The 23,018-nt window shown below is 69.8% G+C and carries 20 protein-coding genes and 2 pseudogenes; 9 read left to right on the plus strand and 13 right to left on the minus strand.

Annotation, left to right across the window (positions count from 1 at the left end; all coding sequences use genetic code 11):
- Positions 1 to 75: 75 nt before the first annotated feature.
- Positions 76 to 1,107: pseudogene (locus tag ACFV9O_RS34600) on the plus strand (neutral/alkaline non-lysosomal ceramidase N-terminal domain-containing protein); the annotation flags it as partial.
- A gap of 64 nt (positions 1,108 to 1,171) precedes the next feature.
- On the opposite strand, the gene tnpB reads toward ACFV9O_RS34600, so the two are convergent.
- Entirely contained in the window at positions 1,172 to 2,626 is a 1,455-nt protein-coding gene (gene tnpB / locus ACFV9O_RS34605) for an IS607 family element RNA-guided endonuclease TnpB (RefSeq protein WP_385425307.1), read from the minus strand.
- Positions 2,623 to 3,198 (minus strand): IS607 family transposase, encoded by a 576-nt coding sequence (locus ACFV9O_RS34610; protein ID WP_385425310.1) that lies wholly within the window; start codon positions 3,196 to 3,198, stop codon positions 2,623 to 2,625. Before ACFV9O_RS34610 ends, tnpB begins: the two co-directional genes overlap by 4 nt.
- 645 nt (positions 3,199 to 3,843) lie before the next feature.
- Here ACFV9O_RS34610 and ACFV9O_RS34615 point away from each other — a divergent pair.
- Positions 3,844 to 5,634, plus strand: a complete 1,791-nt coding sequence (locus ACFV9O_RS34615; protein ID WP_385425312.1) for a S8 family serine peptidase — start codon at positions 3,844 to 3,846, stop codon at positions 5,632 to 5,634.
- 243 nt (positions 5,635 to 5,877) lie between these two features.
- On the opposite strand, the gene ACFV9O_RS34620 is transcribed toward ACFV9O_RS34615, so the two are convergent.
- Both ACFV9O_RS34620 and ACFV9O_RS34625 read right to left on the minus strand, forming a co-directional pair.
- Positions 5,878 to 6,624 carry an anti-sigma factor family protein gene (locus ACFV9O_RS34620; RefSeq protein ID WP_385425314.1) on the minus strand — a complete coding sequence of 249 codons (747 nt, stop codon included), beginning with the start codon at positions 6,622 to 6,624 and terminating at the stop codon, positions 5,878 to 5,880.
- Complete coding sequence (locus ACFV9O_RS34625) at positions 6,617 to 7,201, minus strand: RNA polymerase sigma factor (RefSeq protein WP_385425317.1); 585 nt, start codon at positions 7,199 to 7,201, stop codon at positions 6,617 to 6,619. Before ACFV9O_RS34625 ends, ACFV9O_RS34620 begins: the two co-directional genes overlap by 8 nt.
- A gap of 616 nt (positions 7,202 to 7,817) precedes the next feature.
- On the opposite strand from ACFV9O_RS34625, the gene sbnA reads away from it, so the two are divergent.
- On the plus strand, positions 7,818 to 8,900 hold the full coding sequence (sbnA, locus tag ACFV9O_RS34630) for a 2,3-diaminopropionate biosynthesis protein SbnA (RefSeq protein ID WP_385425319.1): 1,083 nt from the start codon (positions 7,818 to 7,820) through the stop codon (positions 8,898 to 8,900).
- 594 nt (positions 8,901 to 9,494) lie between these two features.
- On the opposite strand, the pseudogene ACFV9O_RS34635 reads toward sbnA, so the two are convergent.
- Positions 9,495 to 9,971 (minus strand): annotated as a pseudogene (locus ACFV9O_RS34635) (DoxX family protein); the annotation flags it as partial.
- A gap of 384 nt (positions 9,972 to 10,355) precedes the next feature.
- Between ACFV9O_RS34635 and ACFV9O_RS34640 the strand changes: the two are divergent.
- The gene (locus ACFV9O_RS34640) at positions 10,356 to 11,153 is read left to right on the plus strand and encodes a hypothetical protein (RefSeq protein WP_385425322.1); all 798 of its coding nucleotides are present in this window, start codon (positions 10,356 to 10,358) and stop codon (positions 11,151 to 11,153) included.
- Positions 11,154 to 11,322: 169 nt separating this feature from the next.
- Here ACFV9O_RS34640 and ACFV9O_RS34645 read toward each other — a convergent pair whose 3' ends face one another.
- The 4 genes from ACFV9O_RS34645 to ACFV9O_RS34660 all read right to left on the minus strand — a co-directional run bounded on the left by ACFV9O_RS34645 (position 11,323) and on the right by ACFV9O_RS34660 (position 14,914).
- Complete coding sequence (locus ACFV9O_RS34645) at positions 11,323 to 11,592, minus strand: DUF1330 domain-containing protein (RefSeq protein ID WP_385425325.1); 270 nt, start codon at positions 11,590 to 11,592, stop codon at positions 11,323 to 11,325.
- Positions 11,593 to 12,054: 462 nt separating this feature from the next.
- A complete protein-coding gene (locus ACFV9O_RS34650; protein WP_385425359.1) occupies positions 12,055 to 12,462 on the minus strand; it encodes a GMC oxidoreductase in 408 nt (135 codons plus the stop codon).
- Positions 12,429 to 12,830, minus strand: a complete 402-nt coding sequence (locus tag ACFV9O_RS34655; RefSeq protein WP_385425328.1) for a GMC family oxidoreductase N-terminal domain-containing protein — start codon at positions 12,828 to 12,830, stop codon at positions 12,429 to 12,431. The genes ACFV9O_RS34650 and ACFV9O_RS34655 overlap by 34 nt, the downstream gene beginning before the upstream one ends.
- A gap of 1,196 nt (positions 12,831 to 14,026) precedes the next feature.
- Positions 14,027 to 14,914, minus strand: a complete 888-nt coding sequence (locus tag ACFV9O_RS34660) for a helix-turn-helix transcriptional regulator (protein WP_385425331.1) — start codon at positions 14,912 to 14,914, stop codon at positions 14,027 to 14,029.
- A gap of 226 nt (positions 14,915 to 15,140) precedes the next feature.
- On the opposite strand from ACFV9O_RS34660, the gene ACFV9O_RS34665 reads away from it, so the two are divergent.
- A complete protein-coding gene (locus ACFV9O_RS34665) occupies positions 15,141 to 16,073 on the plus strand; it encodes an aldo/keto reductase (protein ID WP_385425334.1) in 933 nt (310 codons plus the stop codon).
- A 243-nt stretch (positions 16,074 to 16,316) separates the two neighbouring features.
- Here ACFV9O_RS34665 and ACFV9O_RS34670 read toward each other — a convergent pair whose 3' ends face one another.
- The gene (locus tag ACFV9O_RS34670) at positions 16,317 to 17,951 is read right to left on the minus strand and encodes an FAD-binding oxidoreductase (protein ID WP_385425337.1); all 1,635 of its coding nucleotides are present in this window, start codon (positions 17,949 to 17,951) and stop codon (positions 16,317 to 16,319) included.
- A 60-nt stretch (positions 17,952 to 18,011) separates the two neighbouring features.
- Between ACFV9O_RS34670 and ACFV9O_RS34675 the strand changes: the two genes are divergently transcribed.
- Together ACFV9O_RS34675 and ACFV9O_RS34680 are read left to right on the plus strand one after the other, a co-directional pair.
- Positions 18,012 to 18,689, plus strand: coding sequence for a TetR/AcrR family transcriptional regulator (locus ACFV9O_RS34675; RefSeq protein ID WP_385425340.1), 678 nt, complete (start codon positions 18,012 to 18,014; stop codon positions 18,687 to 18,689).
- Between the two features lie 379 nt (positions 18,690 to 19,068).
- Positions 19,069 to 19,614, plus strand: a complete 546-nt coding sequence (locus ACFV9O_RS34680) for a lamin tail domain-containing protein (protein WP_385425343.1) — start codon at positions 19,069 to 19,071, stop codon at positions 19,612 to 19,614.
- A 96-nt stretch (positions 19,615 to 19,710) separates the two neighbouring features.
- On the opposite strand, the gene ACFV9O_RS34685 is transcribed toward ACFV9O_RS34680, so the two are convergent.
- The gene (locus ACFV9O_RS34685) at positions 19,711 to 19,929 is read right to left on the minus strand and encodes a hypothetical protein (RefSeq protein WP_385425345.1); all 219 of its coding nucleotides are present in this window, start codon (positions 19,927 to 19,929) and stop codon (positions 19,711 to 19,713) included.
- 119 nt (positions 19,930 to 20,048) lie between these two features.
- Between ACFV9O_RS34685 and ACFV9O_RS34690 the strand changes: the two genes are divergently transcribed.
- On the plus strand, positions 20,049 to 20,504 hold the full coding sequence (locus ACFV9O_RS34690) for a DUF3574 domain-containing protein (protein ID WP_385425348.1): 456 nt from the start codon (positions 20,049 to 20,051) through the stop codon (positions 20,502 to 20,504).
- Here ACFV9O_RS34690 and ACFV9O_RS34695 read toward each other — a convergent pair.
- Both ACFV9O_RS34695 and ACFV9O_RS34700 read right to left on the minus strand, forming a co-directional pair.
- Positions 20,489 to 20,641 carry a hypothetical protein gene (locus ACFV9O_RS34695; RefSeq protein WP_385425351.1) on the minus strand — a complete coding sequence of 51 codons (153 nt, stop codon included), beginning with the start codon at positions 20,639 to 20,641 and terminating at the stop codon, positions 20,489 to 20,491. The genes ACFV9O_RS34690 and ACFV9O_RS34695 overlap by 16 nt on opposite strands.
- A 232-nt stretch (positions 20,642 to 20,873) precedes the next feature.
- Complete coding sequence (locus ACFV9O_RS34700; protein ID WP_385425354.1) at positions 20,874 to 22,424, minus strand: ATP-dependent DNA ligase; 1,551 nt, start codon at positions 22,422 to 22,424, stop codon at positions 20,874 to 20,876.
- Between the two features lie 140 nt (positions 22,425 to 22,564).
- Here ACFV9O_RS34700 and ACFV9O_RS34705 point away from each other — a divergent pair, with 140 nt between their 5' ends.
- Positions 22,565 to 22,786: a hypothetical protein gene (locus ACFV9O_RS34705; protein ID WP_385425357.1), complete on the plus strand. Its 222-nt coding sequence runs from the start codon at positions 22,565 to 22,567 to the stop codon at positions 22,784 to 22,786.
- The last annotated feature ends 232 nt before the right edge of the window (positions 22,787 to 23,018 follow it).

The following is a 23,018-nucleotide window of genomic DNA, read 5'->3' on the forward strand; positions in this document are numbered from 1 at the left end:
GCAGACCCGTGGGCACAGTTGAGGTCAGAGCAGTCCTGAGAAGCGATTCCCCCCATGCCTAAAGGCACGGGTCCCCTCGCTAGCTATCCGATGGAGAACGTGTCCGTGAGCGGCGCCTACACGCCCGACGGCAAGGAGCACCGCACCTGCCCGGCCGTCGTCGGCGCGTCCACCCTCGCGGGCAGTGTCGAGGACGGCCCGGCCATCCCCGGATTCACCGAGGGCATGCGCAACCCGGTCTCCCACATCATCGACGCACTGCGCGTCGACACCCCCTCCTGGCTCGCCGCCTGTCAGTACCCGAAGGCGAGCCTGGTCCCCACGGGCATCATGAGCGACCTCTACCCCGTCACGCCGCGGATCCTGCCACTGCAGATCGTCAGGATCGGACAGTTCCATCTCGTCGCGGGTCCCGGTGAGTTCACCATCACCGCCGGTCTGCGAATCCGCCGCACGGTGGCCGAGCAGCTCGGCGTCCCGCTGGACCATGTGCTGCTCCAGGGGTACGCCAACTCCTACAGCCAGTACGTGACCACGCCGGAGGAGTACGACGCCCAGCAGTACGAGGGTGGCTCCACGCTCTACGGCCGGTACACGCTGCCCGCCTACCAGCAGGAGTACGCGAAGGTGGCGGCCTCCCTCCGTGACGGCACCGCGATCGGACGGGGCACCGTGTCGCCGGACGAGTCGGGGCGCCAATTCACGCTGCAGACAGGCGTCGTGTACGACAGTCCGCCGCTGGGCAGCTCGTTCGGTGCCGTGCTGACCCGGCCGGCGGCGTCGTACGCACGCGGTGAGACGGCGACGGTCGAGTTCGCCACGGGCCACCCGAAGAACAACGTGCGACGGGGCGGCACCTTCCTGGAGGTGCAACGGCTCGTCGACGGGCGGTGGGTACGGGTCCTGGACGACGGCGACTGGCAGACCGTCTACCGGTGGACACGGACCAACAGCCTCACCGGCACGTCGAAGGCCACGATCACCTGGTCCATCGGCGCGGACACCGCGCCCGGAACGTATCGGGTGGTGCACTTCGGGGACGCGAAGAACCTCTTCGGGAAGATCACACCGTTCACGGGCACGTCACCCGCGTTCACGGTGCGCTGAACCGTTGCTAAGAGCTCAAGGACTCTCAGCCTGCCGGGCATTTCGGCCTGGAAGGTCCGTCACATCACCAAAGCGTGAGGGCTTCGGCTTGAGTACGGTCTCTCGTTTCTGTCTGCCGCTGGTGCGGCAGGATTGCGCCACCTGCCCGCCCCGTCCCCGCCTTACGGCGGGGGCGGGTGGCGCGGGTCTTCTGGTCGGCTCCACGAGGCTTCGACACCCGCTTGAGGGTGCCCTGGTCTCCGGCCACTCCGGTACCAGTTGCTGCTGCCGCTGCGAGGGCGGCGAGGTTGCGGGCTGCGTTGTCGTCACGGTCGAGGACCAGACCGCAGGCGTCGCATTCGTAGGTCCGGACGTGCAGCGGCAGCTTGGCTTTCACCGCGCCGCACCCGGAACAGGTCTTGGAGGAGGGGAACCAGCGGTCGGCGGTCACGATGCGGCAGCCGTTTTGGCGGGTCTTGTAGGTGAGCTGACGGCGGATCTCACCGAATCCGGCGTCGGCGATCTGGCGGGCCAGGCACCGGTTGCGGAGCATCCCGGCGACGTTGAGGTCCTCGATCACGACCGTGCCGTATTCGGCCGCCACCGCGGTGGTGAGTTTGTGCAGGGCGTCGGCGCGGAGGTTGGCCACCCGGTGGTGGACACGGTTGCGGTGGGCGTTGGCCTTCTCCCACCGCTTCGATGCCTTCTGGCCGGTCCTGCGGTCGGGGCCCTGGCGGCGGGACACGGTGCGGGAGGCCAGGCGCAGGAGCTTCAGGGCACTGTCCAGGTGCCGGGGGTTGGGGACCTCGCGGATCTCCCCGGTGCTGTCGGCCATCACCGCGAGCGTCTTCACGCCGAGGTCGATCCCGACCGCCGTGTCCGGGCGGGTGACGCGCCGGATTTCCCGCTTGACCTCGGTCTGGAAGGAGACGAACCAGCGCCCTCGTTCGTGCCGGACCGTCGCGGACAGGATGCGGGCCGCCTGGGCCTGGACGCGGTCGAGGAGGCCCCGTGCGGGTTCGTGGATGCGGATGATGCCCAGCCGGGGCAGCGTCACGTGCCGGGCAGCGGCCTCGATACGGATGACGCCGGTGGTGAACCGGCAGGCGAGACGGGCCTTCCGCTTGGACTTGAAGCGTGGCATGCCCATCCTCCGCCCCTTGCGGCGGCCGTTCTTCGACTTGGCGTAGTTGTCGAACGCCGCCGCCGCGTTCGCCAGGCCGGTGCTGTACGCCTCCTTGGAATTCTCTGCCCACCACCCGGCGAACCTGGGGTCGGTGTGCTTGGCCTCGTTGAACGCCTTGCGCAGCGCGGGCAGCGACCACGGCCGCCACTGCGTCAGCTCGTCGGCGCCGATGCCGTACGTCTCCTCGGCGCGGCGCTGCCACCACGACGCGGTCACCCAGCCGACCGCCCAGTTGTAGGCGGTACGCGCCGCGCCGCAGTGCGAGCGGAGCGCGGCCCCTTGGCCGGCGTTCGGGTCCAGGGCGAACTTGTACGCCTGCACCACGAAACCGGGCTGCGGCTGGAACTTCTTCACTCGGCGGCCTCGCCCGTGGCGACTGCGACCGCACGCGCGGCCCGCATCTTCGCCGCACGCCGCCCGTACAAGCGGGCGCACATCGACGTCAGTACTTCCGTGATGTCCCGCACCAGGTCGTCAGCGGTCTCGGCGGGATCGAGGACGACCAGGCGACGGCCAGAAGCCGACAGTACGGCTTCCAGGTGCTCGACACCGAACCGGGCCAGCCGGGCACGGTGCTCGACCACGATCACGGTCGCGCCCGGGTCGGACAGAAGCCGATGCAGCTTGCGACGCCGTCCGTTGAGCCCTGAACCGACCTCGGTCACGATCTCCGCGACCGGCAGGCCGAGCCCGGTGGCCCCCTGGACCACGCGCGCGATCTGCCGGTCAAGGTCCGACTTCTGATCCGCCGAGGAGACGCGGCAGTACGCCACCACCCGCCCGGACGCCCGCACGGTGGGCTCATCGACCAGCCACGTGCCGGACGGCGTCTGGCGCACCGGGACCGGCATACGGCCCTCTTTCGCCCACGTCCACGCGGTCTGGTAGTGCACGCCATTGCGTGCCGCCCACTCAGAAAGCTTCACGCGATCAAGATAGCGGATGAGAGAGACTGAGATTTACTGATGAACTCAGCAGCAGTTGCCACCCCCCGGCTGCGGGTGCCGCGTTGCCGGCGGACGGGCGGCGGAGAACTCGTCGGCTGCCTCCTGATCTGAGTACTTCGGGAGGGACGGCCTGAGTACGTCGCCCGATCCCCGGCCCGCGCCGCCGCTGGTCCAATCGGCAGCATGGTCCTTCACGCACCGCGGCACCCCCGCATCCAGCACGTCACCACCACCGGCACTGCCCTGGCAGCAGCACTGCTCCCGCTGGTGGTCGGCGTGCTGCTGGCCAAGGCGATGGCCGCGGATCCGCTGACTCCGGTGAACGCATTGATCACCAGCGGTGGGCAGCGTGCGCGTGTCTCACCGTTGGCACCGTCGCATTGGCGTGGGTGCGGCAGAACCGCGCTGCGCGGATGGAAGTCCGCGGATCGCCCACGTTCCGTGGGCAGAGCCCGGGGAGCGACTCGACCGTAGCGGAATCGCCCCCAACCACTTGTCAGGGAAGGCCACTTCGTGATCGAACACCCTTCCCATGCGGGGTCGCGGTCTGAGATCTTGCGTCCACCCCATTCGACACACAGCCCGGTCGGTGTCACCAGCGCCGCCGGGCTCTCGGAGGATGCATTGACAACCCCCCTCATATCCAGCCGGCTGAGACGCTCGGTGGTGGTCGCGGCCGCTCTCGGCGCGGCAGTGGCGTTCGTGACCCCGGCGGGGGCGGCCCACGCCGCCCCGGCAACGTCCTCGATGTCCACGGCGACTTCGGCGTCCACGGCGGCCTGGGCCGCCGGCACCCGCGCCTATCTGGTCATCACGGCGCCGGGCGACACCTCGGCCGTGCGGAGCGCGGTCACGAGCAACGGCGGCACGGTGTTCGCGCACTACGACGCCATCGGCGTGATCGTGGCCCACTCGACGTCCACGTCCTTCGCCGCGACGATGCGCGGCGTCGGCGGCGTCCAGCAGGTCGGCGCCACCCGGACGTCGGACGTGCCGGCCGATGCGTACAACCCTGCGCTGCCCCCCGCTCCCTCGCAGAGCCCGACCACCCTCACCGAGTCCAACCGGTGGGACATGACCCAGATCAAGGCCGACAAGGCGTGGGCCGTCACCACCGGCTCGTCCGCGGTCAAGGTCGGCGTCCTGGACACGGGAGTCGACGACCTGCACCAGGACATCGCGCCCAACTTCAACGCGGCCGACTCCGTCTCCTGCGCCTACGGCAAGGCGGACACCCGGACCGGCGCATGGCGCGACGTCGGCCAGCACGGCACGCACGTGGCGGGCACGATCGCGGCCACCAAGAACGGCAAGGGTGTCATCGGGGTCGCCCCGAGTGTGAAGCTCTCCTCCGTCCGGATCGCCGAACCGGACACCAGCCTGTTCTTCGCCGAGAACACCATCTGCGGGTTCGTGTGGGCCGGTGACCACGGCTTCAAGGTCACCAACAACAGCTATTACACCGACCCGTGGATGTTCAACTGCCCGGACAACGTGGACCAGGCAGCCATCATCGAGGGAGTCAGGCGCGCCCAGGAGTACGCCGAGAGCAAGGGCTCGCTGCAGGTGGCGGCCGCGGGCAACTCCAACTACGACCTGGCGAACAAGCGGACCGACACGTCGAGCCCGAACGACTCGACGCCAGTCACCCGCACCATCACCAACGCCTGCATCGACATCCCGACCGAGCTGCCCGGCGTGGTGACCGTCGCGGCCATGGGCAACGGCAATGTCAAGGCTTCGTACTCCAACTTCGGGCGGGACGTCATCGACGTCGCGGCCCCCGGCGGCGACGGTGCGTACGGGGTGTACTCGACCCTGCCCGGCGGCAAGTACGGGAACATGAACGGCACGTCGATGGCCTCCCCGCACGTCGCCGGTGTGGCGGCGCTGCTGGCAAGCACGAACCCCGGCTCCACGCCGGCGGATCTGCGGGCCGCGCTGGCTACGCAGGCCACCGACACCGCGTGCCCGTCCGACAGCCGGTGCACGGGCACGACCGCCAACAACGCGTTCTTCGGTGAGGGCCAGGTAGACGCGCTGAAGGCCGTCGGCGGCACGCAGCCGCCCGCCGCGTACTTCGAGAACACCGCCGATGTCGCCATCACCGACAATGCCACGGTGGAGTCCCCGATCACCGTGACCGGCGTCAGCGGCAATGCCCCGGCCACCCTCAAGGTCGGTGTGGACGTCAAGCACACCTACCGCGGCGACCTGGTGCTCTCCCTCGTCGCCCCCGACGGCACCGTCTACAGGCTCGAGGACTTCCCGAACAGCGACGGCACCGACAACGTCGCCAAGACGTACACGGTGAACGCCTCCTCGGAAGTGGCGGCCGGCGTCTGGAAGCTGCGCGTCCGTGACCTGGCCTCCCAGGACACCGGAAAGATCGACGCCTGGAACCTCACCTTCTAGGCGCAGGTCACGGTCAGCGGGTCCCGGGGAGCAGCAGTCGTACGCGGCTCTGCTTCCCGGGACTTCGGTGTCTCGGAACGTCGGCGGCTCGGCGCAGGGCGGGAGGCGAGGCCGTCGAGTGCGGTGAGGGCCACGGCGGTGACCAGGCCGCCGTAGAGCTGGGCGGTGCCGGCCAGGCCGACGGGGTGGCGATCACCACCAAGGCCCGCAAGCTGCGCGAGAAGCTGGTCGTGCCATCCGGCGTCACCGCACTTCGAAGGGAGCGGTGGCGAGGACGGTGCCGTCGATGGAGGTCAGGCGGACGCCGGAGAGCGTGGACGGGTCCACGGGGGCCGGGGCTCCCCAGTAGCCGTAGCCGTCGTGCAGCTCGAAGGTGCCGACTCGGACGGTTGTCCCGTCCTTACGCTCCAGCAGGCAGGAGACCTTCCCGGTGTACGGGATTCCGGCGTCGTCGAGGTCGACGGACATGTACACCCAGCCAGGCGACCCGGGATGGGCGTAGATTTCACCGCTCGGCTCCCGATCGGGGCCTCCGGTCAGTTCCGCGCGCAGCATTCCCGCCCCGGCCTCGGTCGGCCGCGAAGGGGCGGCCGTCGTCCCGTTCTCGATGGCCGTGCCGACGGCCCAGCCGCCGAACCCGAAGGCGAGTGCGAGGGCGCCCGCGCCCCCCGCGACCCGCGGCCGTACACGTCCGCGGAACCCCTTGTACCGGAGCCCGCGGCCGCGCGTGTGCACGCGTCCGTCGTGCGCCGCCAGGGCTTGGCTCAGCCGTCGCGACACCCGGGCTTCGAACCCGACCGGCGGCTCGCTGCCCGGCAGAAGCCCGAGCAGCCCGTCGCCGACGAGGATCAGCTCCTCGACGTACTCGCGGCAATCCGCGCAGCGGTCCAGATGCGCTACCGCCTCGGCCCGCTCCCGGCCCGGGAGAATCCCCAGAGCCAGCTCGGCGCCGATCTCCCGCAGCTGTTCGCAGGTCATTTCCTTACGCATGGTCGCCTCGCTTCGGAGACGTGAGCGTGGTCCGCAGTTTCCCCATCGCTGTCCTGATCCGCGTCTTGGCCGTGCCCAGCGGGATCTGCTCCAAGTCGGCGATCTGCTGAGCCGTCATTCCGTAGACGCCCGCCATCACCAGGGCACGGCCCTGTTCGCGCGGCAGCTGCGCCACTGCGGCCCGCAGGTTGGACGACGCCTCGTCGGCCAGAGCCCGCTCCTCGGGGGTGTCGGTCACGACGTCGAGGAGTGCGTCGAGGTCTTCGGGGGCCACCGGCTCCGGCCGACGCGAGCGGACGGCGTCGATGGCAAGGTTGTGCGCGATGGTGGTCAGCCACGTCGTCACTGATCCACGGCGGGAGTCGTAGATCTGCGCGTGCCGCCACGCACGCTCGAAAGTCTGCTGGGATATGTCCTCGGCGAGCTGCGGATCGCCGAGGACGGCGATGGCGACGCCGAAGACCGTGTGCTGGAACCGCCGTATGAATGTGACAGCGAGCTCAGGGTCGCCCGTGGCCAGTCCGGACAGCAGTGCCTCGTCCGGGAGGCGGCCGACCGGGAACCGAAACCTCTGCATACCCGTATATACGGTCCGCCCCGACCAGGGGATTGCCTGGCGGCCACGGAAGATCACTCTCCCATTCTCCCCCGGTTCCGCTGCCCAATCCATTGGCCGCGATCGTCCGTATCCCATGCGGGACAGAACCGTTGGAGGTCCAAGATGCCAAGGACATCTGCGCGGGACTCGCATGGTGCTGGGATCGGTGGCCGGAGCACCTCGGCATAAAGACGGAGATCGCTGTCGGCGCCGGCGCCGTGTCGCCGAGCGGGGGCACGCCAGAGGGCAGAGGTTACTGAGCGTGCCCACGGACACCGTTGCGTCGATGGGGCCGCCGAGTGCTCGCCGACACGTGCGCCGGGGGGCGTGTCACCGGTCATCCGCCCGGCCTGCGACCACCCTGCGGCGATACGAATGACCGGCCAAGAGCCCAGGAGGCTTATGCAGGACTGATTCCAGGAGAGATCACCGGTCAGATCGCCGCAGGTCGGCAGACGCCAACGCGGCCGCTGACGCAGGGCTCCCCCGTTCCGCCCACCGGTTGGACGCAGGGCTCGCCCGGAAAGGCGAGACCCCCGCCGCCACGGTCGGACGGACGTTCCCAAGGTGCCCTGCTGCAGATGAGGAGGCCATCGTGCCAGTCATATCCGCTCCGTACGACTTCAACGAGGACGAGCTCTACGTCGACCTTCAGTCGATCTTCGGGCAGTCGCTCTTCCTGAAGTGTGAGGGGTTCAATTTCGCCGGCTCGATCAAGCTGAAGGCCGCGACCGAGATGGTGGAGACCGCCGAGCGCGAGGGAATCCTGACGCCCGAGTCGATCCTGGTCGAGTCCTCGTCCGGAAATCTGGGCGTGGCGCTGAGCATGATCGCGGCAAGCAAGGGCTACCAGTTCCTGTGCGTGACGGACTCCCGGTGCAACCTGTCGACCAGACTGATGATGGAGGCCCTGGGCAGCCAGGTGCACATCATCGCCGGACAGGAGGCCAACGGTGGCTTCCTCGGCGCCCGGATCGACTACGTCCGCGCCCTGTGCGCCTCCGACGACCGGTACGTCTGGCTCAGCCAGTACACCAACCCGAACAACTGGAGGGCGCACTACCGCAGCACCGCACCGGAGATCGCCCGCGACTTCCCGGGACTGGACGTGCTGTTCGTCGGCGCCGGCACCACCGGAACCCTGATGGGCTGCGCGCGCTACTTCCGCGAATGGCACCGGCCGGTACGGATCGTCGCCCTGGACAGCGTCGGCTCGGTCATCTTCGGCGGTGCGGCCGGCCGCCGGATGATTCCCGGCCTGGGCATGAGCATGCGCCCCCCGCTGCTCGACGAGGCCTACGTCGACGAGGTGATCCTCGTCGAGGAGTCGGACACCATCCGCGCCTGCCACCGACTGGCCCGGCACGGATTCCTCTTCGGCGGCTCCACCGGCACGGTGGTCAGCGGCGCCATGGACTGGCTGGACCGCAACCAGGCACGCGGACTCACCGCGGTGGCCATCGCCCCGGACCTCGGCGAGCGCTACCTCGACACCGTCTACCACACCAACTGGCTGCAGGCCCTCTACGGCGAGGACGTGCTGGAATACGACGAGCCGGCCGCCGGTTCCTGGGCAGCCTCCCCTGCGCCGGCGACGCGGTCGGGCCAGCGGCCGGACCACCAACCCGGCGACCGCGGTGGCAACCGGTGCCATCAGCTCCAGGATCGTAGGACCTAGCCTCCGCGTTTCACTTGCGGTGGCGTCCGGATCACGGGCGGGAACGCGAAATTGCGCTCCCGGGTACACAAGACGCCGCGGTTCTTCAACAACCACCCCTGACCGCTGGCCCCCGATCAAGGCCTTTCCGGCACGGCCGGCTGCCCGGCCGCCCCCTGAACGTCGCCACCGTCGTCCGGCCGGCCCCTGGCAGAGCAGTGCCCCCCCGTAGCGCAGACATCGCCGACATCTCTGGACCACGTCCCCTTCCCCAGTCGCCCACACCGGGAGATCACCCATGACCACGCCTTCGCCTGCGCGATCGCCTCGAACCTGGCGCACGCGCTCGCCTGCACCCCGCCCCGAGATCATGCGCAGGCCCGACGAGTACGGGGGCTCCCCGACGAGGACGAGTACGGGGGCTCGCGTACGAGGACGTCTTCTTTACCTCCCCTCCCTTTCCTCGCAGGACGGCACCCCGTTTGAGGGCTGGTTCACAGGTCCACGATTGCCTCACCGCCGCATGGAATCTGCCGCCGTCTCGTTCGATTCCCGCGGTACTGGGCGGCCTGCTTCTGGCGTCGGTGCCACCGATTGCGAGCCGCCCGGTGCGGCACCGGTCCGGCGGCTGCGACGCCGCGCCGCGATGAGCGCGTCGACGGAGAGCGACGGGGTGCCCGCGAGCACCAGCGGCAGCCACGCCATGAGGTAGGGGATGTCGTTGCCGAGGAAGTACGGATCGGCGCTCCAGCTGACCGTCAGCCACAGGCTGAGCGAGATCAGCGCGCCGCCGACGGCTGCGATGCGACCCAACAGGCCGACAAGGATGCCGATACCGACGGCGAGTTCGCCGAGGGCGATGGCATAGCCGAATGCGTGCGGATTCTTCAGCGCCAGATCGATCATGCCCGGGAACGCCGAACTGTCGTGCACCGCGTGCAGCGTGCTGACCATCGATCCGGGCGCCGAATCCGTGAAGAACGGCGAATCGATGAATTTGACGAGCCCCGCGTAAGTGAACGTGACACCAAGGAAGATCCGCAGGGGTATGAGGGAGTAGCGCGTGGCAGTCTGTCGCCAGTTACCCAGCATGATGTCCTGCCTCTCTGCCGTGAGCGTCGCAGCACGTACGACTGCATGGCTCCCCCTCACAGAGATACGTACGCCGGGTCGCCTTGGATTTAGCTGTTGCCCACGTTGTCCGCCGAGGTCCGCTGCCTGTCCGCTACTCGATGCGAGGATGATCGAGGCGCGTTCGTCCACGACCACAGCGTGCCGACGGCACCGTGGTCCGCTCGACGGTGTGGTCGCTTCGGCGGGGCTGAGTTCTGTTTTGGTCACCGCCTGACCGTCCCTGTCCGCACGATCTGGCACGCATCCGGCGCGTGACCACGGTCGGTCCCCGGTTCGCCAAGTGGTAGGGTCGCTCTCTTCGCCTGGCTCCCCCTGTGCGGAGTCCCCGCGGTAGGTCGTGCCATGTCCGATCCTCTTGACCTCGATCCGTACGCAAAGTGGCGCCACGCGCTCGCCGAGGCTGACCGGGTCTTCGCGTCACCTCCCGCACTCGACCGCCCGGTGGACGGCTGCACTTACTGCACCCCTGAGTCGGAGCTGCTCATTCTCGGTGGCGATCCCGCCGCCGTACCAGATGAACTCCTCGGGCATTTCATGCGCGAGGTCGTCAGCCACTGGGAGGCGGACCAATACCCCCTCCTGTGGCGTCGCCTCATGCCCCGTGCGCTGCGCTATTGGGGGCCGGAGGGCCATGGCACCGATCCGTCCCTGGAACTCGGTCATCTCGGCCGGCACGGGGCCAAGTTCGTTGACTGGCCCACCCCCGAACGCACCGCGGTGGAGCAGGCCTTCCGAGCGCTGCTGGCCCTCGCCCTGGTCGATGGCCGGCCGGCCGGGGACATCACCGAACTGCTGGAAGGAATCGCCCACGCAACGGGTGATCTGGAGCCGTGGCTGCATCACATCGCCGGGCTCTCCGGCTCCGATGCGGACACCGGCCTCGTCCGCCTCGCCTTGGACTGGGCGACCGACCTTCTCTGGGACGACCTTCAGTTCTCATGGTGGTACGACGGCGACCCCCAGGTGATCGCTGCCTGGCTGCCCCCCCAGCGCGCCCGCATCGCCACCTACGCCACACAGCACCCGCGCTGCAAGACCGCGTCGGACGCGCTGATCGCAATCGACCGACTCCAAGCCGGTGACCATAGCCCATGGCTGTACCCGTACGGCATGAACGAATTCCTCAAACTCGCCCCATGAGCAGACCGCTCGATGCTCCCCAGCACAGAACGCACCATGGCCTGGCTCGCAGGATGCCGACTCCTACACCGACGCGACGAAGGCAAACCCGAGCACTTCCTGGCCTTCACCCGTATCGCCTGCACCCTCATCCGCTACTCGGGGCTGGGAAAATGAAATGACCTGTTGGCTAGGAGTCGGACGCTGCTTCGACGGCGGTGCGGACCTGCTGGGCGAAGCCCTTGACGGTGTAGTCCGCCGGGAGACTGTCGATCAGCACCATGTCGGAAATCGAGTTGTTGGTGCGCAGGGGGCGGATTCTCTGGTACTCGGGCGAGTCGTACCACTGTTCGGCGGCGGCGCGGTCCGGGAATTCCATGAGGACGACGAGGCCCGGCCACGCCCCCTCCACGACCGTGACCTCACCGTTGGCGAGCCAACGACCGCCGTAGGGTCTCACGGTCGCCTCGACATGCTCCAGGTAGGACAGGCCCTCCTCGTTGGGACGTCGCCGGGGATGCGCAGGTGGTTGATCAAGTAGGTGCTCACGCCCAACCCTCCGGGTCGTCGCTGAGTCGTGAAGGCGGTTGCGGGGAATGGGACCGCTACCACCACTGTGCTGGGCCCACTGCTCGCCGTGGCGCAGCCACGCGGGCCACAGGCTCGCTTTGATTTCCTCGCCGCGGCTGATGAAGCGGCAGATGCATGTGTACGCGTCGAGTGCTCCGCCGGCGACCATTGCCAGCAGGCGCCTGGTCGCACAGAGCGGAGCGGCGACCGCGACAGCTGACCTGTGCCGGCAGCCCAGCGCAGCCCCTGACCAGCCCGGTCATCGGCCCCGAGGATTCGCGCCGCGTGCCCGGCCCGTGCTGTGCGCAACGTTCATGATTCACCGCCCAGGCGTGTGAGGCGCGCACGACCCTCAGTGGCCGACCATTGTGGCGGCACGTTCGGCGATGGCCAGCACGGTGGCGTTGGGGTTGGCGCCAGGAATGGTGGGCATCACCGAGGCGTCCGCGACGCGCAGTCCGTCGATGCCGTGCGCTCGTAGCTGGGGGTCGACGACCGCCGCCGGGTCGGTACCGATCCGGCAGGTGCCTAACGCGTGTTGGTACGGGTCGGTGTCACGGCGCAGGTAGTCGCGCAGCTCGCTCTCGTCGTGCACCTCGGGTCCCGGGAGCGCCTCCTTGTCGCGCCAGAGGTCGAACGCCGGTGAACTGCCGAGCACGCGGGCCATGCCCAGTGCTGTCAGCATCGTGACCATGTCACGATCGTCGCCGAAGAAGTTGGGGTCGATCAGCGGCGGGGTCGCAGGATCGGCGTCGGCCAGCCGGACCGAGCCCGGCTGTGTGGGCGCAGCGCCGAGAACACGATCGTGTACCCGTTCGCCGGTCCTGGCAGCGACGGCGGGTGGAACGGTACATCGTCGTACGACAGGGGATGGACGTTTCTTGCAGGTGCGACCCGCATGGGGCCGTCGGTGCCCCGGTATGCCGGATCGCGACCCTGCGTCGCCTCGCTGCGTTTGAAGAACGGGAGAAGATCCTCGTAGCCCCAACCGGGAGCGATCGCCGCCCACTCCTCGTAGCCGGCGCGGTGGCCCCGGATGAAGGCCATCCCGTTGATGCTGCTGGACCCGCCCAGGACCTTGCCGCGTGGGTAACGGCGGGCGATCCCACCGGCTGCGGTCTGCGGCACGGTGGTGTAACCCAGTCGACCTCGCTGCCGATCAGCGCCGGCCACGCCGGCGGTGCCGCCATGATCTCCGGCCCGTCGGCAACCCCGGCCTCCAGCAACAGCACCCGATGTCGCGGATCCTCGGACAGCCGCGAGGCAATGACGCAACCGGCGCTGCCCGCGCCCACCACGAGGTGATCGAACTGGTCCATGGCTACTCCAATGTCGGCCGCAGGAGCTTGTACAGGGTGATTGACAGGTGCCGGACGCGGATGCCCGGTGTGTGATGCATGGCGTTGGCGATCCGCGCTCCGCCGCCGTCCGCCGCGCGAGCTTTCAGCCGCGGCGTCGAGGACCGCGCGGAAGCGGGCGCGGCCGGAGAGCATGTGCTCGTACGCCTTGGGGGCGTCGGAGAGCGGGAAGGTCGCGCTGCGTGGCCGGATGCCGTTGGCGGCGCTGAAGGCGAGCTTGTCTTCGTTCTCGATCGGGGTCTCGGTGAGGTGGCCCTGGATGGAGCGGGTGCCCAAGATCAGCTCGGCGGTCTGCGCCTCGATGGGGTCGGGGGCCACGCCGAGGACCATCAGTTTGCGGCGCAGGGCCAGCCCCGCGCCGAGGGGGCTCATGGACGCGCCGCTGGCGGCGGTGGCGAGGATGGCGGAGGCGCCGCCGAGGTCCTGCCGGGCGTCGGCGATGTCCTGTCCGCTGCCGTCGATGTATTGGTGGGCGCCCAGTTGTCGGGCGAGTCTTTCCTTTTTCGCTGCCGCGCGCGATGGCGGCCACCCGGTAGCCGAGACTGCGGGCGTACTGCAGGGCAAGGTGCCCGAGCCCGCCGATGCCCTGCACGGCGACGAGGGCGCCAGGGCGGGCGCCGGCCTGCTGCAACGCGGTGAAGGTGGTCAGCCCGGCACACAGCAGCGGAGCGGCTTCGGCCGGTGGGATGCCCGGGGGGACACGGACCAGGCCGCTGGTGCGTGCGTAGGCGACCTCGGCGTAGCCGCCGTCGGTGGTGGTGCCCGTCTGCTGCTGGTTGTGGCAGTTGCCGATGATCTCGTGGCCGGGCACCATGGGCTCCTCGGCGGTGAGCGTGTGACCGCTCCGAGGGCGGGATCGGGATGTGGAAGGCATCGCACGGTGCTCGGTCATGGTCGTCGACCCGGTGAGACAGGCCGTGGCAGGCAGCCCTGGCTCCGGCCTGGGAGCGGTTCTGCGCGCCGCGTCTATGTGGAGATGTCGTCCGGGCCACCGACCCGGTCGGCAAGCAGCCGAAGAGCCCGGGCGGACGGGGATCCCGGTTCCGCTGTCTGCAGGATGAGGGACTGGTCGGGATCGCCAGGCACGGGCAGCGATTCGAAGTCCAGGGTGATGTCGCCGACGACGGGGTGGTGGTAGTTCTTGGTGCCGTATGCGTGCTCGACCACATCGTGGGCGGCCCACCAGCGGCGGAAGTCGGCGTCACGGTCCGCCAGGTCGGTGACCAGCTCGGTCAGCAGCGGGTCGTGGGGGTGGCGTCCCGCGTAGAGCTGGATGGATGCCACGGCGTCGCGGGCGGCGGCCGCCCAGTCGGAGAAGAGTTCGCGGGCGGCTGGATCGAGGAAGACGTACCGCGCCACGTTGCGCTCACGGTGCGGCATGGCGTCGAAGTCGGCGTACAGGGCACGCGCCAGTCGATTGGCGGCCAGCACGTCCATGCGACAGCCGACGATCATGGCGGGGGTGTCGCGCAGACTGTCCACCAGACGATGGAGACCGGGTCGTACGCGCTGGGGTGGTGCGGGGCCGCGACAGGTCCGCGCGCTGGTGCCGGTGGTGGTGCGTCTGGCCAGGTCGAACAGGTGGGTTCGTTCGGCGTCGTCCATACGCAGGGCCCGGGCGATTGCGTCCAGCACGGTGTCGGAGGCGTTGATGGGACGGCCGCGCTCCAGGCGGGTGTAGTAGTCCACGCTCAGCCCCGCCAGCAGGGCAACCTCCTCGCGGCGCAGCCCCGGTACGCGGCGGCCCGCGCCGGCCGTGAGGCCCGCCTGCCGCGGGGTCACCCGGGCTCGGCGGGAGCGCAGGAAGCCGCTCAGCTCCGTGTTGTCGCGGGCGCCGGGAGACGCGCTGGTCATGGCATCCAGCATAGGCAGGCGGGTAGGCACGGGGGCGGGCGCGAGAGGGGATCCGGCAGGCCCTGGATCGGCAGGTCCGGGGTGAAGAGGGCCTCTTCCGGCAGGTCAAGGGGCGTCGAGGACGCGGTTGGCTGGGGGTACCGGCCGAAACCGACCCGCGCAACCGTGGCGGGGATCCGGGAGCACCCGCTCCGGCCGGGAGGAACAACCCATCAAGGATTCAGCAATGCCCACACCCCAGCCCGAGACCTCACCGGTCGCCCGCACCGTCACCATCGGATCCGACCTGGTGGTGAACCGGATCGGCTACGGAGCAATGCGCCTGACCGGTGATCTCCAGTGGGGCGACTTCCCCGACCGTGAGGCCGGTATCGCGCTGCTCAGGCGTGCCGCCGAGGCCGGCGTCACTTACATCGACACCGCCGACGCCTACGGCCCGCACACCAACGAGACCCTCATCCACGACGCCTTGCACCCCTACGACGACCTCGTCATCGCGACCAAGGGCGGCTTCATCAGGGGCGGACCCGACTACGCGGACTTCGGCGCAGTCGGCAACCGCGAATACCTGCGCCAGGCGGCCCATCTCAGTGCCCGGCGCCTCGGGGTCGAGCAGATCGGCCTGTACTACCTGCACAGCCCCCACGCGACCGACGCCCCCTTCGCCGACCAAGTCGCCACCCTGGCCGAACTGCGCGAGGAGGGCCTGATCCGGCACATCGGCCTGTCCAACGTCAGCCCCGAGCAGTTCCGGGAGGCCGTCGAGATCGTCGAGATCGCCGCCGTCACCGCGCTGTACAACCTCGGCGACCGCACCGGGGCCGCGTTGCTCGCGGCCGCCGAGGAGACGGGCACGGTCTTCTCCCCCTGGTTCCCGACCAGCCTGCCGAAGTTCTCCACCGGCGCCTCGGACGAGGACGACGACACGTCCCACTTCGGCGCCGTCCTCGACCCCATCCGCGAAAAGCACGACGCCACGCTGCCGCAGATAGCACTCTCCTGGCTACTGCACCGTTCGCCGCTGGTCCTCCCCATTCCCGGCACGACATCGCCGGCCCACCTGGAGGAGAACCTCGCCGCCGCCGCGATCGAGCTCACGGCCGAGGAGGTAGAGGCCATCACCGGCCTTGTTCCGGAGGAGCCGACGCAGACCGCGTGACCGATCCGATGGGGCGAGGGCCGGCCCTGCTCGAGGTGGTCCCGACAGCGCGGTCGGGACCACCCGCTTCCTTCGACACCGAGCAGCACGTCGGCAGGCCCTCGCCATGTCCGCTGGGGAGGGCGACCACTGGAGGCTCTCTGATGAACAGCGCCCTGGGGGCGAACGCTCAGCGTGTCCCGGGAAGCAGTCCCTACGCGCCGCGGCTCCCCAGGTATCGGGGCGCTTCGGCGTCCTGTCACCTCACCGCGGGTCGGGGTCGAGCAGCACCCCGGGGTTGAGGATGCCCGCCGGATCGAGTGCGCGTTTCGCGGCGCGCAGGGCGAGGGCGAACGGTTCCGGGCGCTGGCGGTCGTAGCCGGGCCGGTGGTCGCGGCCGACGGCATGGTGGTGGGTGACGGTCGCGCCGTGGTCGCCGAGGATCTGCATCGCGGCGGACTTGATCTCGTCCCACATGGCGACTTCGTCGCCGCGGCGGCCCGGGGCGATGACGGTGAAGTACGGCGCGGGCCCGTCCGGATACACATGGGTGAAGCGGCAGTCGATCATTGCGTCGGCTCCGGTCACCTTGCGCACGACGTCACCCAGTTCCCGGCGGACAGCCTCGTACAGCTGCGGTGCGCGGTCCCAGGTGCAGGCCGTTTCGAACGTCTCGGAGATCACACTCATCCGGGCGAGCGCGTCACGGAGGTAGGGCATGCGCAGGAACGCCGAGCGCCAGGTGGCGGACGCGTCGGCGTCCGGGCCTCCGGGGGCGGCCGGTACAGGTGAACCGCCGTGATCGCGGGCGAGGATGACGAGTTCGGCGAGCATGCCGTCGACGGGAACGTGAGCCGACTCCACGCCCAGGACGAGCAGGCTCTTCCCATCGCGGGCGACACCGGCCAGCGCGGCCTCGCCGGGGTCGAGCAGCCGGCAGTTGGCCGGGTGCAGGCCGGATTGGGCGATGGCACGTACCGCGTCCGTCGCGGCCGCGAAGTCGTCGAACCGGACCGAGACCGAAGCCTTGTGGCACGGGCGGTCCTGCAGGCGCATCCATGCCTCGGTAATCACCCCGAGGGTGCCCTCGGATCCGAGGAACAGCCGGTCGGGCGAGGGCCCGGCACCCGAACCGGGTAGCCTCAGCGACTGGTTGACGCCCGACGGGGTCACGACACGCAGTGACTCCACGAGGTCGTCGATGTGGGTGTGGAGCGTGGCGTAGTGCCCGCCTGCCCGGGTGGCCAGCCAGCCGCCGAGCGTGGAGAACTCGAAACTCTGCGGGAAGTGGCGCAGGGTGAGTCCGTGCGGTCGCAACTGCGCTTCCAGAGCCGGACCGAGGGCGCCTGCCTGGATGCGGGCAGCGCGGCTGAGGCGGTCGATCTCGAGCACGCGGTCGAGGCCCGAAAGGTCCAGGGACACGACCCCGCTGTGCCGGTCCGCGCGGTACTCGACGCCGCCGACGACCGAACTTCCCGCGCCGTACGGCACGACGGCGACGTCCGCGCCGGCGGCCCAGTCGAGGACGTCGACGACGTCCCGCTCGGTGCGGGGGAAGGCGACCTGGTCGGGGGCGGCCGCGAGGTCCCCGTGCAGTGCTCGGACGACGTCGCGGTACGCCTTGCCGTAGGTGTGGGCGGCCCGGTCCAGCGGAGCGGCCGACATGATCGGGGCGAGGGCGGACGGCGGTGTGACGCGCACCCTCGGCAGTGTGAGGGCGGAGACCGAGGGCACAGGGAGGGGAGCGGCCGCCGATCCCGGGAGGAGTGCGCCAAGGGCGGTGCATTCGGCGTCGGGCAGTGCCTTGTCCTCGGTGCCCCAGCCCCACCAGGAGCGGCGCTGCTGAGGGGAGTTGGAGGGGGACGGCGGCGCGGGCAGGGGTTGCTTGCTGTCGACCATGTGAGCTGACCCTTCAGTAATTTACCCCTTGGTAAATTACCGCAACGTATAGTCCTCGCCATGACCACCGCAAGAGCCTCGGACGACGCATCGCATCCACCCGGCCCCGCATCGGGCCACGGCCGTACGGGTGCTGCCCGCGGAGCCGGCACCAAGGGCGTGCCGCGCGCCCGCCGCGAGGAGCAGATCGTCGCCGCCGCCCTGGAGGAGTTCGGCCGACACGGCCACGCCTCCGCCTCGATGGCCTCCATCGCCCGACGCGTGGGCGTCACCAAGCCGATGCTCTACACGTACTTCGGCTCAAAGGACGGGCTCTACCTGGCCTGCCTCGAACACATCGCCACCCGCCTCGTCGCGGTCATCGACGCGGCCATGGCACCCGGGCCCTCCGACGAGCGCCTCCCTCAGACGGTCCTCACAGCGATCTTCGAGGCGTTGGAAGGCCGGCGCCGCGCCTGGTTCGTCCTGTACGACAAGACGCTGCCACCCGGCTCCGAGCTGCGCCTGGCGGCCCAGCGCCACCGCGAGGCCATCGACGAACTCGCAGCCTCCGGCACCGCCGCCCTGTTGCGGGACCACGGGCACGAGGACCCCCTCGACGCGGACGCTCTCAAGCATGTGTGGACGGGCACGGTCAGTGCTCTCGTCGCCTGGTGGGTCTCCCGTCCCGACCAGTCGGCGCAGGACATGAGCGCACGCTGCGCCCGCCTTTTCTCGGCCGTCCGCAGCAGCAGTTGAGGGGCCGTCGAGACGCCGCCTGATCGTTCCGGCATCGCCGCACTCACGAGGTCGAAATCCCGGCCGACACCTCGGAGCTGTGTGCGAGCCGGAGGCTCCGATCGCTGTTACGGATGCCTTTAGGCCGTCCGGTGGAGGCGGGTCGGGTGACGCGCGGGGTTGCGCCGCTCACGGGCAAACGGCGCGGCATGACGGTGGATATGTGCCTTTTACAGGAGAGTGTTACGGAAATGTCCGTGTTTAGTAACCCGAATCGTTTCCGCCGTGTTCGGCGGCGTCGCCGCGGCAGGGTGGCGGCACTCGGCACCCGCCGGGGAACCCGATCCGCACCAGCGGCCCGATCAGGGGCCCTTGTGCATTCGTGTGAAAGGGCATGCTCATGCCTGTTTCCCGTAATGTCCGCGGTCTCCTCGCGAGCGTCCTGGCGTCCGGCGCCGTCGTCGGCGTCGTCGCCGTGCCGGCCGTGGCGCACGACGGACACGACCGCCACCACCGGCAGCATGCGAACGTGGCCATCAGCGACGTCCGCCACGGCAGCTCCGGGCGTGACGACCGCTCCAACCGCAGCCTCAACGCGGAGTGGGTCGAAGTGACGAACACCGGACGCCGCGGGGTGAACCTCCAGAACTGGACGCTCACCGACAGCGACGGCAACCGCTACCGCTTCAAGCGGTTCTATCTGGACGGCGGTTCCAGCGTCCGGGTGCACACGGGCTTCGGCCGCGACACTCGCCACGACGTCTACCAGGACAGCCGCCACCAGGTCTGGAACAGGCGCGACACGGCCACCCTCCGCGATGACCGCGGACGCGTCGTCGACGCCGACTCGTGGGGCGGCCGCGGCCGCGGACGCGACGACGACCGCGACCGCGACCGCGACCGCGACCACCGCGGCGGCGACCACGACCGCGACCACCGCCACTGACCGATCCGGCCGCGCCCCGCTGCGGGGCGCGGCCCTCACACACCCTGCGGCGTGCCACAGCCGGCCGCTCCGGCCATGGCACGCCGCGTACATGTCTCAGAGGTGCCCGGTGCCGCCACCGGCCTCCATGGCCTTGGTGATACGGCAGTTGGCCTCCCGCCAGACCTCCTCCGGCACCTTCGGCAACACGTCGTCCCAGAGCGGAAGACAGGTGCCGCGCCACTGCATCATTCCTTCCGGGCGGGCGATGAGGAACATTCCCCGTGCCGAGCGCCCGGCCACACCCTCGTCCGCCCGCCCCCTGCTCACTCGCACCCTCGCTCGCTCCCACCCGATGGAGGGAACTTCGCTGCCGTTCCCGACGACCGGGTGGCCGGTGGGCGTGGCGCTGACACAGTGATCACACAGTCCTCACCGCCGAAAGGAGCACTTCTGTGTCGATCACGCCCTCGCGCACCCGTATCGCCGTCGCGGCTGCGGCAGTTGCCGTCCTCGCTGCCGGGACCCCTGTGGCGTACGCGGCGCTGGACGACGAGCCTGCCGTTGTCGCTGCGCGAGGGCAGGAGTACGCGCAGACGCGGCTGTTCTTCGGGACCGAGCGGCCCGACGGCGGGCCTGCGGTCACGGGACGCCAGTTCAGCGCCTTCATCGACCGGTATGTGACCCCCGCCTTCCCGGAAGGGCTCACCGTCCAGGACGGGCAGGGGCAGTGGCGTGACGCCTCGGGGGTGATCGAGCGGGAGCGTTCGTACGAGCTGATCCTGCTGTACCCGGCGGGCGAGAACGCCAGCCGCGACCGGAGTATCGAGGAGATTCGTGAGGCCTACCGGAAGCTGTACGGGCAGGAGTCGGTGGCCCGCCTCGACGAGACGGTTCAGGCGGACTTCTGACCCTGCCCTCGTGGCTCGGCGCTCGAGTTGAGGGGCATTCCGGCACGGGCCGACCGTAGGGCAGCCGAGCGGGCGGTGCCGAGGAGACCGCCGGGCTCGGCCACGGCACGGCGCGGCAGGGCAACGTCTCTGCTCATGGCGGTTCGTCCTTGCTGCGGACCATTGTTTCGGAAATTGCATTTCGCCATTCGGAATACAAAGGAGGGCGCGAGGGAGCTCGAGGGGCGGATTTCGGGGAACGGCCCAGAATGGTTTATCGTTCATCTAGATGTGGGTGCGAGCACCCCGTACCGCAGCGCTCCGCGCCGGTATCCGCACCCCTCCCTGAGCCGCCCCGGCCGGACTCCCCCGACCGGCCGGGGCCTCCCTTCAGGACGCGCCGCCACCTTCCGCGAAGGCCAGGACACGTTCGATCGTGTCCGCTTCCGCCGCGCTCTTGTCGGGACGGTGACGGATGACGCGTGCGAACCTCAGAGCCACTCCCGCCGGGTAGCGCGGCGAGCGCTGCAGACCGTCGTAGGCGATCTCGACGACCAACTCCGGGCGTACACGTACGACGAAACCGTCGTCGGAGACCGCCAGTTCCCGCAGACGGTCCGTCTGCCAGCGCAGCATCGCGTCCGTGAGCCCCTTGAAGGTCTTGCCGAGCATGACGAACGTGCCGTCGGCCGCACGGGCGCCGAGGTGGAGGTTGGAGAGCAGCCCGGTGCGGCGGCCGTGGCCCCACTCGACGGCGAGGACGACGAGGTCGAGGGTGTGGACGGGTTTCACCTTGAGCCAGGAGCGCCCGCGGCGCCCGGCGACATAGGGCGCGTCCAGAGCTTTGACCATGACTCCCTCGTGGCCGCGTGCGAGCGTGGCGGCGAGGAAGTCCTCGGCGGCGCGGAGCTGTGCGCCGGACCCGGGGTCCTCCACGACGAGGCGCCGGACCCGCATGGGCTCGGGGATCAGTCGGGCCAGCTCCGCGTGCCGCTCGCGGCCGGGGAGGTCGAGCAGGTCGGTGCCGTGGACGGCGAGGATGTCGAAGTAGACGGGTGAGAGGGGCACCGCGGCGGTCGCGGCAGCCACGTCCGTCCGGGAGCCCACACGGGAGGCGATGTCCTGGAAGGCCAGAGGCCGGCCGGACGGGTCGAGTGCGATGACTTCACCGTCCAGGATGAACTCGTCGCCCGGCAGTTCCCGTACGGAGGCGACCACATCGGGCAGTCGTCCGGTGATGTCGTCGAGGGAACGGGTGTGGATACGGACGTCGTCGCCGGAGCGGTGGACCTGGATCCGGACGCCGTCCAGCTTCTCCTCGACACAGCAGGCTCCGAGCGCCTGGACGGCGTCGGCGACGGATGAGGCGGTGTGGGCGAGCATCGGCTGCACCGGCCGGCCCACGTGCAGCCGGTAGGCGGCGAGGACGTCCGGCCCTTCGGCTAGCAGGGCACCGGCGACGCGAGGCAGGGAACCGTCGAGCATGACCGCGCGCCGCACGTCGACGGCCGGCGCGCCGGCTGCCTTGGCGACGGCCTCCAGGGCTACCGCGTCCAGGGCGCCCTGGCGCACCTCGCCGGTCAGCAGGCGGAGGAGGAACTCCTGCTCCGGCTCGGTCGCCGCGCCCATCAGCTCCCCGACCAGGCGCCTGCGTTCGGCCTGGGCGCCTGCTCCGGCGACCTGGGCGAGGGCGGTGAACACGGCGTCGGTGCCGACGACGGTCAGGCTCGGCTCCTCGGCCGGCCGTGGCTGGTCCTTGAGGACGCTCCAGCCGACGCCCAGCCGTCCTTGCGGCAGCCGTCCGGCGAGGTAGGCGATGACGAGCGCGACCTCTTCCGGCCGGGCGTCCGCGAAGAGGGACGCCAGGGCCGCGATCTTGCGCGTACGGGACGGCTCAGCGGCAATCTGTCGTGACACGTCCGCGAGGCGGGCCAGCAGCATGCCGCCATCGTGCCCGTCCGTCTCGTGCTGCGCACGCTGCAGCGCGGAAACAGCGGTGGTCGCCCCGCCCCGGGCCGAAGGGGACGGCCCCAGGCCCTTCGCGGCGGGGTCTCAGGTGTGGGCGCCGAAGAGCCGGTCAGGTGGCGGTCGAGGAGGCGCAGGGCTTCCTCGGGGGTGTGGACATGCAGCAGGGTGTACGCCTTCAGTCCGTCGACCAGGCTGATCAGGATCATGGCCTCGTCGTCGGGCTCACGGCCGCGTGGACGTTCACCTCCTCGCCGTTCGCACGGCGGGCCGGACTCCCATCGCGCCTCCCACTGCGGCGCGAGTTCGGTGACAAGCTCGCCAAGGTGTTCCCGTGACAGCCCGCAGAAGGCGTCATAGGACATGGCCGCGCGGGCCTGACCAAGGTTCGCACCTCGGCAAACTAGTGGTCCACCAGCACGTCACCGCCTGCGTGAAGACGCGGTCAGGCGGGCTGCCACAGCTCGACCCGATTACCGTTCCTAAAGACTGAGCGGAAGTGAGTCCTGTTGCCAGAACTCATGCTCAGCCGAACGCCCCGAACGGTGTTGGGCGTTCTGGTCCCCCGCG

This window comes from Streptomyces sp. NPDC059909, assembly GCF_042730885.1.
Lineage (GTDB): Bacteria > Actinomycetota > Actinomycetes > Streptomycetales > Streptomycetaceae > Streptomyces.

Bases quoted from the DNA above. Each gene is read 5' to 3' on its own strand.
- ACFV9O_RS34620 (WP_385425314.1), bottom strand. From the start codon at position 6,624: ATGCGTAAGGAAATGACCTGCGAACAGCTGCGGGAGATCGGCGCCGAG.
- ACFV9O_RS34625 (WP_385425317.1), bottom strand. From the start codon at position 7,201: ATGCAGAGGTTTCGGTTCCCGGTCGGCCGCCTCCCGGACGAGGCACTG.
- ACFV9O_RS34640 (WP_385425322.1), top strand. From the start codon at position 10,356: ATGTCCGATCCTCTTGACCTCGATCCGTACGCAAAGTGGCGCCACGCG.
- ACFV9O_RS34660 (WP_385425331.1), bottom strand. From the start codon at position 14,914: ATGACCAGCGCGTCTCCCGGCGCCCGCGACAACACGGAGCTGAGCGGC.
- ACFV9O_RS34665 (WP_385425334.1), top strand. From the start codon at position 15,141: ATGCCCACACCCCAGCCCGAGACCTCACCGGTCGCCCGCACCGTCACC.
- ACFV9O_RS34670 (WP_385425337.1), bottom strand. From the start codon at position 17,951: ATGGTCGACAGCAAGCAACCCCTGCCCGCGCCGCCGTCCCCCTCCAAC.
- ACFV9O_RS34675 (WP_385425340.1), top strand. From the start codon at position 18,012: ATGACCACCGCAAGAGCCTCGGACGACGCATCGCATCCACCCGGCCCC.
- ACFV9O_RS34680 (WP_385425343.1), top strand. From the start codon at position 19,069: ATGCCTGTTTCCCGTAATGTCCGCGGTCTCCTCGCGAGCGTCCTGGCG.
- ACFV9O_RS34695 (WP_385425351.1), bottom strand. From the start codon at position 20,641: ATGAGCAGAGACGTTGCCCTGCCGCGCCGTGCCGTGGCCGAGCCCGGC.
- ACFV9O_RS34700 (WP_385425354.1), bottom strand. From the start codon at position 22,424: ATGCTGCTGGCCCGCCTCGCGGACGTGTCACGACAGATTGCCGCTGAG.